At 63.8% G+C, this 14,917-nt stretch carries 13 protein-coding genes; 8 read left to right on the forward strand and 5 right to left on the reverse strand.

Annotation, left to right across the window (positions count from 1 at the left end; genetic code table 11):
* Window positions 1–106: 106 nt before the first annotated feature.
* From DXK50_RS13925 to DXK50_RS13945, 5 genes are all read right to left on the reverse strand, one after another.
* Window positions 107–1,627 (reverse strand): tripartite tricarboxylate transporter permease, encoded by a 1,521-nt coding sequence (locus DXK50_RS13925; protein WP_161864586.1) that lies wholly within the window; start codon window positions 1,625–1,627, stop codon window positions 107–109.
* A 9-nt stretch (window positions 1,628–1,636) separates the two neighbouring features.
* Window positions 1,637–2,149, reverse strand: a complete 513-nt coding sequence (locus DXK50_RS13930) for a tripartite tricarboxylate transporter TctB family protein (protein WP_212630725.1) — start codon at window positions 2,147–2,149, stop codon at window positions 1,637–1,639.
* Between the two features lie 66 nt (window positions 2,150–2,215).
* Window positions 2,216–3,193 (reverse strand): tripartite tricarboxylate transporter substrate binding protein, encoded by a 978-nt coding sequence (locus DXK50_RS13935; RefSeq protein ID WP_161864584.1) that lies wholly within the window; start codon window positions 3,191–3,193, stop codon window positions 2,216–2,218.
* A 35-nt stretch (window positions 3,194–3,228) separates the two neighbouring features.
* A complete protein-coding gene (locus DXK50_RS13940; RefSeq protein WP_212630726.1) occupies window positions 3,229–4,623 on the reverse strand; it encodes an enolase C-terminal domain-like protein in 1,395 nt (464 codons plus the stop codon).
* Window positions 4,624–4,679: 56 nt separating this feature from the next.
* Window positions 4,680–4,841, reverse strand: coding sequence for a hypothetical protein (locus tag DXK50_RS13945; RefSeq protein WP_212630727.1), 162 nt, complete (start codon window positions 4,839–4,841; stop codon window positions 4,680–4,682).
* Window positions 4,842–5,170: 329 nt separating this feature from the next.
* Between DXK50_RS13945 and kdgD the strand changes: the two genes are divergently transcribed.
* The 8 genes from kdgD (at window position 5,171) to DXK50_RS13985 (ending at window position 14,857) form a co-directional block, all read left to right on the forward strand.
* Window positions 5,171–6,082, forward strand: coding sequence for a 5-dehydro-4-deoxyglucarate dehydratase (kdgD, locus tag DXK50_RS13950; protein ID WP_161864582.1), 912 nt, complete (start codon window positions 5,171–5,173; stop codon window positions 6,080–6,082).
* Between the two features lie 116 nt (window positions 6,083–6,198).
* Window positions 6,199–7,548: a glucarate dehydratase gene (gudD, locus tag DXK50_RS13955; protein ID WP_212630728.1), complete on the forward strand. Its 1,350-nt coding sequence runs from the start codon at window positions 6,199–6,201 to the stop codon at window positions 7,546–7,548.
* 88 nt (window positions 7,549–7,636) lie between these two features.
* On the forward strand, window positions 7,637–8,962 hold the full coding sequence (locus tag DXK50_RS13960; protein WP_212630729.1) for an MFS transporter: 1,326 nt from the start codon (window positions 7,637–7,639) through the stop codon (window positions 8,960–8,962).
* 22 nt (window positions 8,963–8,984) lie between these two features.
* Window positions 8,985–10,541 carry a galactarate dehydratase gene (garD, locus tag DXK50_RS13965; RefSeq protein WP_212630730.1) on the forward strand — a complete coding sequence of 519 codons (1,557 nt, stop codon included), beginning with the start codon at window positions 8,985–8,987 and terminating at the stop codon, window positions 10,539–10,541.
* Window position 10,542: 1 nt separating this feature from the next.
* Entirely contained in the window at window positions 10,543–11,961 is a 1,419-nt protein-coding gene (locus DXK50_RS13970) for an FAD-binding oxidoreductase (protein ID WP_212630731.1), read from the forward strand.
* A 26-nt stretch (window positions 11,962–11,987) separates the two neighbouring features.
* A complete protein-coding gene (locus DXK50_RS13975; RefSeq protein WP_212630732.1) occupies window positions 11,988–12,929 on the forward strand; it encodes a 2-hydroxyacid dehydrogenase in 942 nt (313 codons plus the stop codon).
* A gap of 240 nt (window positions 12,930–13,169) precedes the next feature.
* Window positions 13,170–14,099, forward strand: a complete 930-nt coding sequence (locus DXK50_RS13980) for an ABC transporter ATP-binding protein (protein ID WP_161864576.1) — start codon at window positions 13,170–13,172, stop codon at window positions 14,097–14,099.
* Window positions 14,096–14,857, forward strand: coding sequence for an ABC transporter permease (locus tag DXK50_RS13985; protein WP_161864575.1), 762 nt, complete (start codon window positions 14,096–14,098; stop codon window positions 14,855–14,857). Before DXK50_RS13980 ends, DXK50_RS13985 begins: the two co-directional genes overlap by 4 nt.
* Window positions 14,858–14,917 lie beyond the last annotated feature (60 nt).

Genomic DNA, 14,917 nt, shown 5'->3' on the forward strand with positions numbered 1-14,917 from the left:
TCATCTGCCACGAGTCGTTGTAGATGGCGTGCCAGAGGGTTGGGCACGGAAAGAGGCGGGAGAGGAAAAAGAACCGCCCCCTGAGCAGAGGGGGCGGTGGAGTGGATCAGGTACGCAGGATCTGGTTGATCGCGCTGGGTTTGGGACGCAGCGCGCTGAACACCTGCCAGAGCACGAACACCAGCGCCATACCGAGGAAGGTCCCGGCAATTGGGTTGGTGAAGAAGTCGACGAAACTGCCGTCCGACAGCATCAGCCCGCGGCGCAGGTTGGTTTCCGCCATGGGGCCGAGGATGAAGCCGATGATGAAGGGGGCCGCCGGCATACCTGCCTTGACGAAGGCGTAGCCGAGCAGGCCGAACAGCAGGATCGACCAGACGTCGAACAGGCGGCTGGACAGGCCAAAGGCACCGACTACGCAGAGCACCAGAATGATCGGCAGCAGGATGTGCTTGGGCACGTCGAGCAGCTTGATGAACAGGCGCAGGCCGTAGAACTCCATGAACAGCATCATGCAGGTGGCGACGATCAGCGCGGCAAAGATGGTGTAAACCAGCGGTCCCTGGCTGATGAACAGCAGCGGTCCGGGTTGGATGCCGTGAATCAGGAAGCCGCCCAGCAGGATCGCGGTAACGGTGTCGCCGGGGATGCCCAGGGTCATCAGCGGCATCATGGCGCCGCCGACGCCGGCGTTGTTGGCGGTTTCACTGGCGACTACGCCACCAATGTTGCCCTTGCCGTAGGTGTCCCCATCCTTGGCGCGCTTCTTGGCAATGATGTAGGAAACCAGGTTGGACGTACCGGCGCCGATGCCCGGCAGGATACCGATGCCGAGGCCGATCAGACCGGAGCGGCCAGCGTTGGGCAGTTGCTCGCGGAACTCCTTGAGCGAAAAGCCAAAGCCCTTGATGTTCTTCATGCTCACCGACTTGGCTTTGCCCTGCACGGCATGGCGGCCGGTTTCAGCCAGCTTGATGATCTCGGCCACGGCGAACATACCGATCATCACGGTCAGCATCGAGAAGCCACCGTTGAGCTCGCTGAAGCCGAAGGTGAAGCGGCGGATGGCCTCGACCGGTGCGATGCCGACGGTGGATACGGCGATACCCAGCGCACCGGCGAACAGGCCCTTGACCATGGAGCCGGCCGACAGGGTGGCGATCAGGGTCAGGGAAAACACCGCGATGGCGAAGTATTCATGCGGGCCGAAGCTCAGGGCCACCTTGGCCAGCTGGGGTGCGATGAACATCAGCGCGACGATACTGAAGATGGTGCCGAGGAAAGAGAACACGATACCGACGCCAAGGGCCTTGACGCCGTGGCCCTGCTCCATCAGCGGACCACCGTCGAACACCGTGGCGATGGAGGAGGGGGTTCCGGGAATTTTCAGCAGGATCGCCGAGATCAGACCTCCGGACGTTGCGCCGATGAACAATGCCACCAACAGCGACAGGCCGGCCTGCGGGCCCATGGTGAAGGTCAGTGGCAGGCACAGGGCGACGGCCATGGTGGCCGACAGGCCGGGCACGGCGCCGAAGACGATGCCCATGGCCACGCCAACGGCCATCAGCATCATGATGTTCAGTGAAAAGACGGCACCGAAGCCTTGCTGCAGTAATTCGAGCATGGTCGATCCTCAGATGTAGTCGTTCAGCAGGCCAGCGGGCAGCAACAGGTCGAAGGCCTCGCGGAACAGCAGGAAAATGAGCGCCGAGCAGCTAACGGCGATCAGCAGATAGGTCAGGTGTCTGGCTTTCTGGTTTGCCGGGGTCAGCACGAGGAACTGCAGATACAGATAAACCACGGTCATGATCGGGAAACCCACAGGGCCGAGCAGGGCCATGTAGCCAAGAATCAGGCCGAGGGTCTTGAAAACGGTCTTGGGTTCGACGATTTCGGCAGCCGGCTCTTCAGCCTCTGTCTGCGCGGGGGCCGGGGTGCTGGACTCGGCGGCAGCCTTGGGCTTGGCGAAGGCGCTGGCCAGTTGCATCAGACCAAGCAAAGACAGGAAGCCGGCCAGCAGTTTGGGCACAGTGGCCGCATCGACGCCAGCATGGCCGGGCAGCTGTTGGGCCAGTACCAGATAGGCAAGGCTGGCGACGAGCATGGCAATGCCGATGATCAGTTCTTTCTTGTTCAGGGTGTTCATCGCGTACCTCGATGTTCTGAGGTGCAGCGCCGGCACGAATCGATCGGGCCGGCGCTGCGTTGTGGCTTACTTGGACTTGCGCAGTTCATCTTTGAACTGCATGAAGTCTTCGCGGGTCTTGGCCAGGATCTGCTTGGCTTCTTCGGTAGGGAAGAAAGCGACGGGTTGCTTGAATTTCTTCAGGTCTTCGGCGTACTCAGGCTTCTCGGTGATCTGCTTCATGATGTCGGACATCTTCTTCACGATGGCCGGATCGGTGCCTTTCGGGAAAGCCACTACGTACGGTTTGTCCATGGTGATGTCGAGGCCTTGCTCCTTGAGGGTCGGCACGTCACCCAGCATGGCGTTGCGCTCGTCGTTAGGCTGGCCCAGTGCGACCATCTGCCCGCCCTGCACATAGTCTTGTACGGAACCATAGGTGATGGCTCCCATGTCCAGACGACCGCCGAGCATGCCCACCACGCGGTCGGATACGGTGCCGCCGTCGACCATCTTCAGTTTGGCGCCGCTGAGTTTCTCCAGCATCAGGCCCTGAATGTGCGAGAAGCTGCCCATTTCGGTGCCGTAGGTGATGCTGCCCGGGTTGGCCTTGGATTTGTCGACCAGGTCTTTCATGCTGGTCACGCCGGACTGCTTGGAGGCGACGAACACGGTGCTCTTGTCGACACCGGCGATGCAGGACACGTCGAAGGCCTCATAGCTGTCTTCGGTCAGGCCGGCGACTTCGTTGACGATCAACTGGCCCGGGTGGGTGAAGAGGATGGTGTTGCCATCGGCCGCAGCGCCCTTGACCTGTTCGGCCGCCAGGGTGCCCCCGCCGCCAGCGACGTTGGTCACCACCATGCTTTTGCCGGTGATTTCGTTGAAGTACTTGGCCATGGTGCGGGCATTGAAGTCGGTATCGCCGCCGGGGTTGGCGATGACCACCACCTGGACCGGGCGAGTTGGCCACTTGACCTCATCGGCGAAGGTGGCGGCGTGGGTGACCAGGGCACCCATTCCGACCAGGGCAGAAAGGAGGGAGGCGCGGAATGTTTTTTTCATTGGAATACTCCGGGTTGGGATGAAAGCCGCGCGAGTCAGTCGCGGCCGAGGCTGGGACGTTTCGGGTCGTACTGCCAACCCGGAACCAGGTACTGCATGGCCATGGCGTCGTCACGCGCGCCGCTGGCCACCTTCTTGTAAAGCTCGTGGGCGGCCATGATCCGCTCCATGTCCGGCTCGATACCGAGGCCGGGCTTGTCCGATACCTGCACCTGGCCACCGATGATCTGCAGCGGTTCGCGGGTCAGGCGCTCCTCGCCTTCCTGCCAGATCCAGTGCGTGTCGATGGCCGTGACGCGGCCCGGTACGGCCGCGGCAGCATGGGTGAACATGGCCAGGGAAATGTCGAAGTGGTTGTTGGAGTGCGAACCCCAGGTCAGGCCGAACTCCTCGCAGACCTGACCGAGGCGCACGGCGCCCTGCATGGTCCAGAAGTGCGGGTCGGCCAGCGGAATGTCGACGGCCTCGAGACGCAGCGAGTGGCCCATCTGCCGCCAGTCTGTGGCGACCATGTTGGTGGCGGTGGGAATGCCGGTGGCGCGCTTGAACTCGGCCATCACCTCGCGCCCCGAGTAGCCGTTTTCCGGGCCGCAGGGGTCTTCGGCATAGGCCAGTATCTGGTTCTGGCCCTGGCACAGGGCGATGGCTTCATCCAGTGACCAGGCGCCATTGGGATCGAGGGTGACGCGTGCATCGGGGAAGCTTGCCTTGATCGCGCGGATCGCGTCCATCTCTTCGGCGCCGCGCATCACTCCGCCCTTGAGCTTGAAGTCGTTGAAGCCGTAGCGTGCATGGGCCGCGTCGGCCAGGCGGGCGATGGCCGCCGGGGTCAGCGCGGCCTGGTGGCGCAGGTGGTACCAGTCATCCGCCGCGCCATTGCCGGCGAGGTAGGGCAGGTCGGTACGCTGACGATCACCTATATAGAAGAGGTAGGCGAGCATCGGCACATGATCGCGTTGCTGGCCGCTGCCGAGCAGCTCGGCAACCGGAACGTCCAGATGCTGACCGAGCAGATCGAGCAGGGCGGCTTCGACCGCGGTAATCACGTTGTCCAGGCGCAGGTTGATCTCGTGCGGTTGCTTGAGTACGCGTGCTTCGGATTCGGAGGTGACCTGATGCTGAGTGGTCTGCGGGCCCTTGGCCGGGCCGGAGATGGCCTGGCGCAGGCGATTGAGCACGCGGTTGTAACGGCCGATCGACTGGCCGATCACCAGTTCACGACAGCGCTCCAGCGCCTGACGGATGCCTTCGCCGCCGGGGACTTCGCCACAGCCGATACGCCCGGCATTGTCCTTGAGCAGTACCAGGTTGCGGGTGAAATAGGGGGCATGGGCGCCGCAAAGGTTGAGCAGCATGCTGTCATGGCCGGCGACCGGAATGACCTGCATCTCGACGATCTGAGGTGTGCTGCTGCGGGGGGCTTCGTACATCTTGGCTGGGGCTCCGAAACTGGCGCGGCCCTTGGCCGCAAAGGCGAAGGTACGGTTCAGTCGTGCACCGGGGTCAGGCGATCCTCGCTGCAGCGAGTGAGAGCATGGGCAAAGACGGCAACGAAGCCCGCGCGGGCAGCGCGGTTCGGGCAGCTGCTGGCATCGTTGCAATGACCCGCACGAGGGCAGGGCAGGGCGGCAGTGAAGGTCTGAGACATGACCTGGGCCTCGTTTGTTTTTATTGGAATGTCATAGGTTGTCGTATGACTTGGTGAAATTAGTACCAGCCTGTTCCTGGCCTGTCAACGCTGCTCAAGGCGAATGATGATTGCGCTGCCATCTCAACTGGCGCCATGATCGAGCCTGCTCTACGCTTGGCTCTAGCGCTTGAGGTCCGGTTTTGTGCTCAGGTCGGGCGACGGTGAAAAAAACTTCGACGAACGGACGATGCGAAAACTGGTGTTTTTTTTGTTGTTGTACGATAACGTATCTCTACAGCTGCGGCTGACGTCATTCCTCACAACTCGCTTTACAGGGTGTTCGCATAATGAATCCACAAGAACTTAAGTCCATCCTCTCCTCCGGTCTGCTGTCTTTCCCGGTAACCGACTTCGATGCTGCCGGTGATTTCAATAAGGCCAGCTACGTGCGCCGCCTCGAGTGGCTGGCACCTTACGGTGCATCGGCGCTGTTCGCAGCCGGTGGTACTGGCGAGTTCTTCTCCCTGGCGCCGGACGAATACAGCGCCGTGATCAAGACGGCCGTCGACACCTGCGAGAAGTCCGTACCTATCCTGGCCGGCGTTGGCGGCCCCACCCGCGTGGCCATTCAGATGGCTCAGGAAGCCGAGCGCCTGGGCGCCAAGGGCCTGCTGCTGCTGCCGCACTACCTGACCGAAGCTTCGCAGGACGGCGTTGCCGCTCACGTCGAGCAGGTGTGCAAGTCGGTGAACATCGGCGTGGTGGTTTACAACCGTAACGTCTGCCGCCTCAATGCCAACCTGCTGGAGCAACTGGCCGAGCGTTGCCCGAATCTGATCGGTTACAAGGACGGTCTGGGTGACATCGAACTGATGGTCTCCATTCGCCGCCGCCTGGGCGAGCGCCTGACCTACCTCGGCGGCCTGCCGACCGCTGAAGTCTACGCCGCCGCCTACAAGGCGCTGGGCGTGCCGGTTTATTCCTCGGCCGTGTTCAACTTCATCCCGAAAACCGCCATGGACTTCTACAAGGCCATCGCTGCGGAAGATCACGCCACCGTTGGCAAGCTGATCGACGACTTCTTCCTGCCGTACCTGGATATCCGTAACCGCAAGGCCGGTTATGCCGTGAGCATCGTCAAGGCCGGCGCCAAGATCGTCGGTTACGATGCCGGCCCGGTACGCGCGCCGCTGACCGATCTGCTGCCGGAAGAGTACGAGGCCCTGGCCAAGCTGATCGAAGCGCAAGGCGCGCAGTAACCGATCGGCTCGCCGCTCACCCCGGTGAGCGGCCAGACCTGAGTGTCGCGTTCGCAGAGTCGGGCGCGACAGTCTGCAACATTTGTCGAACCCATAAGAACAACAGGGTAACGCTCATGAATTCATCAACCCCTGCCGCTGTCGGCACTCCGCTGATCACCGAGCTGCAAGTCGTACCGGTCGCCGGTCAGGACAGCATGCTGCTCAACCTGAGTGGTGCCCACGGCCCTTATTTCACCCGCAACATCCTCATTCTCAAGGACAGCGCCGGCCACGTCGGTGTCGGCGAAGTCCCCGGCGGCGAGGGCATCCGCAAGACCCTCGAAGACGCCCGCTCGATCCTCGTCGGCCAGCCGGTCGGCAACTACAACGCCTTGCTCAACCAGGTACGCCGTGCGTTCGCCGATCGTGATTCCGGCGGCCGTGGTTTGCAGACCTTCGACCTGCGTATCACCATCCATGCCGTCACCGCGCTGGAGTCGGCGCTGCTCGATCTGCTCGGCCAGCACCTGGGCGTGCCGGTGGCCGCCCTGCTCGGCGAAGGCCAGCAGCGCGATGCGGTGGAAATGCTCGGCTACCTGTTCTTCATCGCCGACAAGGACAAGACCGATCTCGGCTACCGCGACGAGCGCGACGCCGATGACGCCTGGGAGCGCGTGCGCAACCAGACCGCGCTGACCCCCGAGGCCATCGTCCGCCAGGCCGAGGCTGCGCATGCGCGTTACGGCTTCAACGACTTCAAGCTCAAGGGCGGCGTGCTGCATGGCGAGGCCGAAGTCGAGGCGATCCGCGCCCTGGCTGCGCGTTTCCCTGACGCCCGCGTGACGCTCGACCCCAATGGTGGCTGGTCGCTGGATCAGGCCATTGCCCTGTGCCGCGATCTGCATGGCGTGCTGGCTTATGCCGAAGACCCGTGCGGTGCCGAGAACGGCTACTCCGGCCGCGAGGTGATGGCCGAGTTCCGCCGCGCCACCGGCCTGCCCACGGCGACCAACATGATCGCCACCGACTGGCGGCAGATGGGCCACACCATCTCCCTGCAGTCGGTGGACATCCCGCTGGCCGACCCGCACTTCTGGACCATGGCCGGCTCCGTGCGCGTGGCGCAGATGTGCAACGACTGGGGCCTGACCTGGGGTTCGCATTCCAACAACCACTTCGACATCTCTTTGGCCATGTTCACCCACGTCGCCGCCGCGGCTCCGGGGCGCGTGACCGCCATCGACACCCACTGGATCTGGCAGGACGGCCAGTACCTGACGCGCAATCCGCTGCGCATCGAAGGTGGTCTGGTACAGGTGCCGAAAACGCCGGGCCTCGGCGTCGAGCTGGATTGGGACGCGCTGGCCAAGGCGCACGAGCTGTACCAGGCCAAGGGCCTGGGTTCGCGCGATGACGCTATCGCCATGCAGTACCTGATCCCCGGTTGGACCTTCAATAACAAGAAGCCCTGCCTGGTACGCTGACGGAGAAGGTCGCCATGCGACCTTCATGTTGACTCTATGGCCCGGTGCACTGCGCCGGGTCTGTCATATCCCTGTGCGAGCCTTGCCGATGCCAGATGCCAAACCGGGGCGGGTGCGCTACAGCATCCTGCTGATGCTGTTTCTGGTCACCACCATCACCTTCGCCGATCGCTCCAGCCTCTCCGTCGCCGGTTCGGCGATGCAGGCCGGCCTGGGTATCGACGCGGTGACGCTCGGCTACATCTTCTCGGCATTCGGCTGGGCCTACGTGATTGGACAGATTCCGGCAGGCGCGCTGTTCGACCGCTTCGGCACCAAGCCGGTGTATACCCTGGCGCTGTTCGTCTGGTCCTCGCTGACCCTGCTGCAGGGCTTCGTCGGCTGGCTGCCGGCTACCTGGGCCGTAACCTCGATGTTCCTGCTGCGGCTGCTGGTGGGGTTCGCCAGCGCGCCGTGCTTTCCCGGCAATGCGCGGATTACAGCCTCCTGGTTTCCCACAGCCGAGCGCGCTACCGCCACGGCTATTTCCAGTTCGGCGCAGTACGCGGCCACGGCATTGTTCGCGCCGTTGATGGGCTGGGTGGTGCAAACCATGGGCTGGCAATCGGTGTTCGTCGTGCTCGGTTGCCTCGGTCTGGCGCTGTCGTTGCTGTGGTTGAAACAGCTACACGGGCCGCGCCAGCACCCGCGTATCGAGGCGGCCGAGCTGGCCCATCTGGAGCAGGGTGGGGCGCTGATCGATCTGGAAGGGCAGCGTGGCGGCAGTGGCGGTTCGCAATGGCGCTACCTGGGCCTGCTGTTGCGCCAGCGCACCATGATCGGCATCTACCTAGGCCAGTACTGCAACAACGCCATCACCTACTTCTTTCTCACCTGGTTCCCCGTTTACCTGGTGCAGGCGCGCGGCATGAGCATTCTCGGCGCCGGTTTCGCCGCCGCCTTGCCGGCCATCAGCGGTTGCGTCGGAGGCGTACTGGGCGGCTTGCTGTCCGACGGCATGCTGCGCCGTGGCCATTCACTGACTCTGGCGCGCAAGGTGCCGATGGTGCTCGGTCTGCTGCTGTCGAGCGCCGTGGTGCTGTGCATTTTCGTCGAGAGCGACACGGCTGTGGTGGCGCTGATGGCCCTGGCGTTCTTCGGCAAGGGCCTCGGCTCGCTGGGCTGGACGCTGGTGGCCGACACCTCGCCACGGCAGATCCTTGGCCTGTCCGGTGGGCTGTTCAATACATTCGGCAACCTGGCGGCGATCACCACACCTATCGTTATCGGCTACCTGGTCAGCCGTACCGGATCATTCGACTGGGCATTGGCCTATGTTGGCCTCAATGCCCTGCTGGCGGTCGTGAGCTTCGGCCTGATCGTCGGCCGTATTCACAGGGTCGAGCTGGACGCCGCGTCTGGCTCGGCACCCTGAACGCACAACAGGAGCAAGCGTCATGCAGTTGATTCCCCATCAGGATTCGCCCCGTTACATCCGCCTGCACCCGAGCGACAACGTCGGCGTGGTGGTCAATGACCAGGGCGTGGCCGCTGGCGGTCAGTTCGATGATGGTCTGACGGCTATCGAAGGCATCCCGCAGAGCCACAAGGTGGCGCTGGTGGATATCGCCGAAGGGCACGAGGTGGTGCGTTATGGCGAGGTCATCGGTTATGCGCTCAAGTCCATCGCCGCCGGCAGCTGGGTGACCGAGCAGGTGCTGCGCATGCCGGAGCCGCCCGTGCTGGACAACCTGCCCAAGGCGACCATCAAGGCCACGCCGGGCGAGCCGCTGCAAGGCTATACCTTCGAAGGTTTCCGCAATCCGGATGGCAGCGTCGGCACGCGCAATATCCTGGGTGTGACCACCACCGTGCAGTGCGTGGTCGGTGTGCTCGATCACGTGGTCGAGCGCGTGCGCAAGGAAGTGCTGCCCAAATACCCCAACGTCGACGATGTGGTGGCGCTGTCGCACAGCTACGGCTGCGGCGTGGCGATCAACGCGCCGGACGCCGTGGTGCCGATCCGCACCCTGTATAACATCAGCCGCAACCCCAACCTGGGTGGCCAGGCACTGGTGATCAGCCTCGGCTGCGAAAAGCTGCAGGCCAGCCAGTTGATGGATGGCGACCAGCTCACCAACGGCATGGACGAGGAAGACTGGCTGTTCCGCCTGCAGGATTCCGGCACCGGCTTCGCCGGCATGGTCGAGCAGATCATGGGCATGATCGAGGAGCGTCTGAAGGTGCTCGATCAGCGTCGCCGCGAGACCGTACCGGCTTCCGAGCTGGTGGTCGGCATGCAGTGCGGCGGCAGCGACGCCTTCTCCGGCATCACCGCCAACCCGGCTTTGGGTGTGGCCGCCGACCTGCTGGTGCGCGCCGGCGCCACCGTGATGTTCTCCGAGAACACCGAAGTGCGTGACGGCATCCACCTGCTCACGCCGCGCGCCGCCAGCGTCGAGGTGGCCGATGCGTTGATCCGCGAGATGGACTGGTACGACCGCTATCTCGCGCGCGGTATGGCCGATCGCAGCGCCAACACCACGCCGGGCAACAAGAAGGGCGGGCTGAACAACATCGTCGAGAAGGCCATGGGCTCCATCGCCAAGTCCGGTAACGGCACCATCGCCGGCGTCGTTTCGCCGGGCGAACGCATTCGCGGCAAGGGCTTGTGGTTCTGCGCCACGCCGGCCAGCGACTTCATCTGCGGCACCCTGCAACTGGCAGCGGGCATGAACCTGCATATCTTCACCACCGGCCGTGGCACGCCCTATGGCCTGTCCATGGTGCCGGTGATCAAGGTGGCCACGCGCACCCAGCTGGCCGAGCGCTGGCCGGATCTGATCGATGTCGACGCCGGGCAGATCGTTTCCGGGCGCATGACGCTGGAGGAAATGGGCTGGCACATCTTCCAGCTCTATCTGGACGTGGCCAGCGGGCGCAAGCAGACCTGCGCCGAACACCTGCGTCTGCACAACGATCTGGTGCTGTTCAACCCGGCGCCGGTGACCTGAGATGAGCGGCCTGTCCGATGACCTGCTCCAGGCCTTGCGCGACGCAGTCGGCGAGGCTGGCCTGATCCTTGACGCCGAGCGCATGCAGAGCTACCTCAGCGACTGGCGCGGCGCCTACCGTGGCCAGGCGGCTGCCGTGCTGCGCCCGGCCTCGACGGAGGAGGTCGCTGCCGTGGTACGCCTGTGCGCGCAGGCTGGCGTTGCTCTGGTGCCACAAGGCGGCAATACCGGCCTGTGCGGCGGCTCGATTCCGGATGATTCCGGGGCGCAGATCGTGCTGTCGCTGACGCGCATGAAGCGCATCCGCGAAGTGGACGTGGCCAACGCCACCATCACCGTCGAGGCCGGCGTGATCCTGCAGCAGCTGCAGGAGGCCGCCGCCGAAGTCGGCCGGCTGTTCCCGCTGTCGCTGGGCGCTGAAGGCAGCTGCACGGTTGGTGGCAATCTGGCGACCAATGCCGGCGGCACCGCGGTGCTGCGCTACGGCAACATGCGCGACCTGACGCTGGGGCTGGAAGTGGTGCTGCCCGACGGGCGCGTCTGGGACGGCTTGCGTGGGTTGCGCAAGGACAATACCGGCTACGATCTCAAGCATCTGTTCATCGGCAGCGAAGGCACCCTGGGCATCATCACCGCTGCCGTGCTCAAGCTGTTCCCGGCCGTGCGCAGCCTGACCACCGCCTGGGTGGCACTGCCCAGCCCGCAGGCGGCCGTCGAGATGATCGGGCAGATGCGCGGGCTGTGCGGCGACCGCCTGACCGGCTTCGAGCTGATGTCGCGGCAAAGCGTCGAGTTCGTCCTGCGTCATGTCGCCGGTGTCAGTGATCCGTTCGCCGAAACGCATCCCTGGTACGTGCTGATCGAGCTGAGCGACACCCAGCCCAATGCGCCCCTGAACGAACTGCTCGAGCAGGGCCTCGGCGCCGCCTTGGAGCAGGGCGTGGCGCTGGATGCCGTGGTCGCCGCCAGCGACGCGCAGGTGCGCGCCTTGTGGGCGCTGCGCGAAGGCATCTCGGAGGCGCAGAACCATGAGGGGCCGAGCCTCAAGCACGACATCAGCGTGCCGGTCAGCCGTATCCCCGACTTCATCGAACGTACCGATGCCGCACTGCAGCAAGCCTTCCCCGGTGTGCGCATCGTCGCCTACGGCCACGTTGGCGACGGCAACCTGCATTACAACATCAGCAAGCCAGCCGGCGCCGAGGATGGGGCGTTCAAGGCGCAGGGCGAAGCGATCATGCGCGTGATCTACGACCAGACCCTGCGCTATGCCGGCAGCATCAGCGCCGAACATGGCCTGGGCCAGGCCAAGCGCCTGCCCGCGCAGCATTACAAGGCGCCACTGGAGCTGGAGTTGATGACCCGCGTCAAGCAGGCGCTGGATCCGGCCGGACTGATGAATCCGGGCAAATTGCTGTAAATCGCATGTTTGAGACAGGAGGTTCCATGAGCAAACCCAAGGTGCTGCAGGTCGGCCCGCTGAGCGAGCGCTTCAACCGCGAGCTGGCCGAGCAATACGAGGTCAGCGCGCTATGGCAACAGGCCGAGCCGCTGGCGTTCCTGCGTGAGCACGGCGAGCAGTTCATCTACATGGTGTCCTCGGCGCGGTTCGGCTGTACGGCCGACCAGCTGGCGCTGCTGCCGAACCTGCGCGCCATCTGCAGTTTCGGTGTCGGCTACGACCCCTATCCGCTGGATCTGCTGCGCGATCGCGGCATCGTGCTCAGCACCACGCCGGACGTGCTCAACGATTGCGTCGCCGACCTGGCCATGGGCCTGATGATCGACAGCGCGCGGCGCCTGTCCGAGGCCGATCGATTCGTGCGCAGCGGTGCCTGGAGCAGCACCACGGGGTTCCCGCTGGCGCGCCGGGTCAGCGGTAAGCGCCTGGGTATCGTTGGTCTCGGGCGCATCGGCGAGGCGGTGGCACTGCGTGCCTCGGGTTTCTCCATGCCGGTGCGTTACCACAATCGCCGTGCGGTCGAGGGCAGTCCTTACCAGCATGAGCCGGATCTGCTGGCGCTGGCGCGCTGGGCGGACTTCCTGGTGCTGACCTGCCCGGGCGGCAAGGCCACCCACCACCTGATCAACGCCGAGGTGCTCGAAGCGCTGGGCCCGGATGGTTTTCTGATCAACGTGGCACGTGGCTCGGTGGTCGATGAGGCCGCGCTGATCTTGGCGTTGCAGCAGAAGGTGATTGGCGGCGCCGGGCTGGACGTCTTCGAGCGCGAACCCCAGGTGCCGGCGGCGCTGCGCGAACTGGACAACGTGGTGCTGCTGCCGCACGTCGGCAGCGCCAGTGTCGAGACGCGCCAGCAGATGGCCGATCTGGTGCTGGACAACCTGCGCGCCTTCATCGCTACCGGCAAGCTGCTGACCCCATTGTAGAGCGGGGCAACCCACCAACCCTAGGGCGGTTTACAGCCGCCCTAGGGTTCTGTTCACCACTGAATATGTCGGGTAGCACGCGCTGTCTGGCCTATCGTTACATCGCCACAAGCGCTGTAATCGTTCCCAACTCACCTGCAGCATCCCCGGCGCACCACAAGTGCGCCGTTTTTTTCTCTCATGCGCTGATGTCGGTGCCTGTAAACTGTGGTGTTTTCTGCAGGCAAGGGGCCATCCACCGTGCAGTCGGTCATTTCCATTTCGCAATTGAACAAGATCTATGCGTCCGGGCATCCGGCCCTGCAAGGCATCGATCTGGATATTCGCCAGGGCGAGATCTTCGCCTTGCTCGGGCCCAACGGCGCCGGCAAGACCACCCTGATCAGCATCATCTGCGGCATCGTCAATCCGGGCGAGGGCAGGGTACTGGTCGGCGGCAAGGACATCGTCCGTGACTACCGCGCTGCCCGCTCGCAGATCGGCCTGGTGCCGCAGGAGCTGGTCAGCGACGTGTTCGAAACCGTCTGGGCGACGGTCAAGTTCAGCCGTGGCCTGTTCGGCAAGAAGCCCGATCCGGCCTACCTCGAGCAACTGCTCAAGGACCTGTCGCTGTGGGACAAACGCAACGCCAAGATCATGGAGCTGTCCGGCGGCATGAAGCGCCGGGTGATGATCGCCAAGGCGCTGTCGCACGAGCCGCAGATTCTCTTCCTCGACGAACCCACAGCCGGTGTCGACGTGGAGCTGCGCCGCGACATGTGGAACATGGTCCGGCGTCTGCGTGAGCGTGGCGTGACCATCATCCTCACCACCCACTACATCGAAGAGGCCGAGGAAATGGCCGATCGCATCGGGGTGATCAGCAAGGGGCGGATCATTCTGGTGGAAGACAAGCAGGTGCTGATGCACAAGCTGGGCAAGAAGCAGTTGACCCTGCAGTTGCAGCAGCCGCTGTCCTGCGTGCCGGCCGAGCTGGCGCGCTATGGCCTGGAGCTGGCCGATCAGGGCCATGCCCTGGTGTTCACCTTCGATGCCCAGCACGAGAACACCGGCATCGCCGAATTGCTGCGTGATCTGGCCCAACACGGCATCGACTTCAAGGATTTGCAGTCGAGCCAGAGTTCGCTGGAGGAGATTTTCGTGTCACTGCTGGAGGAGTCGCGCGCATGAACCTGTACGCCATCAAGGCCATCTACCTGTTCGAGCTGGCGCGCACCTGGCGCACCCTGCTGCAGAGCATCGCCACCCCCGTGATCAGCACCTCGCTGTACTTCGTGGTGTTCGGCTCGGCCATCGGTTCGAGCATGACCCAGGTGCAGGGCGTGAGCTACGGCGCTTTCATCATCCCGGGCCTGATCATGCTGGCGCTGCTGACCGAGAGCATTTCCAACGCCTCGTTCGGCATCTACATGCCCAAATACTCGGGAAGCATCTACGAGATCCTCTCGGCGCCGGTTTCCTATCTGGAGATTCTGATCGGTTATGTCGGTGCGGCAGCGACCAAGTCGGTGATTCTTGGCGTTGTCATTCTGCTCACGGCAAGGCTGTTCGTCGATTTCGAAATCCAGCATCCCATCTGGATGGCGGCGTTTCTGGTGCTGACGGCGCTGACTTTCAGCCTGTTCGGCTTCATCATCGGCGTCTGGGCCGATGGCTGGGAAAAGCTGCAGATCGTCCCGGCGCTGATCGTCACGCCGCTGACCTTCCTCGGCGGCGCCTTCTACTCGATCAGCATGCTACCGCCCGCCTGGCAGACGGTGACCCTGTTCAATCCGGTGGTGTACCTGATCAGCGCCTTCCGCTGGAGCTTCTACGGCGTCTCCGACGTCAATGTCGGCTTCAGCCTGGCCATGGTGTTGGGCTTTTTGCTGCTGTGCATCGCGCTGGTGGGCTGGATCTTCAAGACCGGTTACCGCCTCAAGAGCTGAGCCTCCGCATAGCAGCATTCGCGGCTGAAGCCGCTCCTACAGTCAGAGGCGTACGCGGCC

This window comes from Pseudomonas sp. KB-10, assembly GCF_018221585.1.
Classification (GTDB): domain Bacteria; phylum Pseudomonadota; class Gammaproteobacteria; order Pseudomonadales; family Pseudomonadaceae; genus Aquipseudomonas; species Aquipseudomonas yangonensis.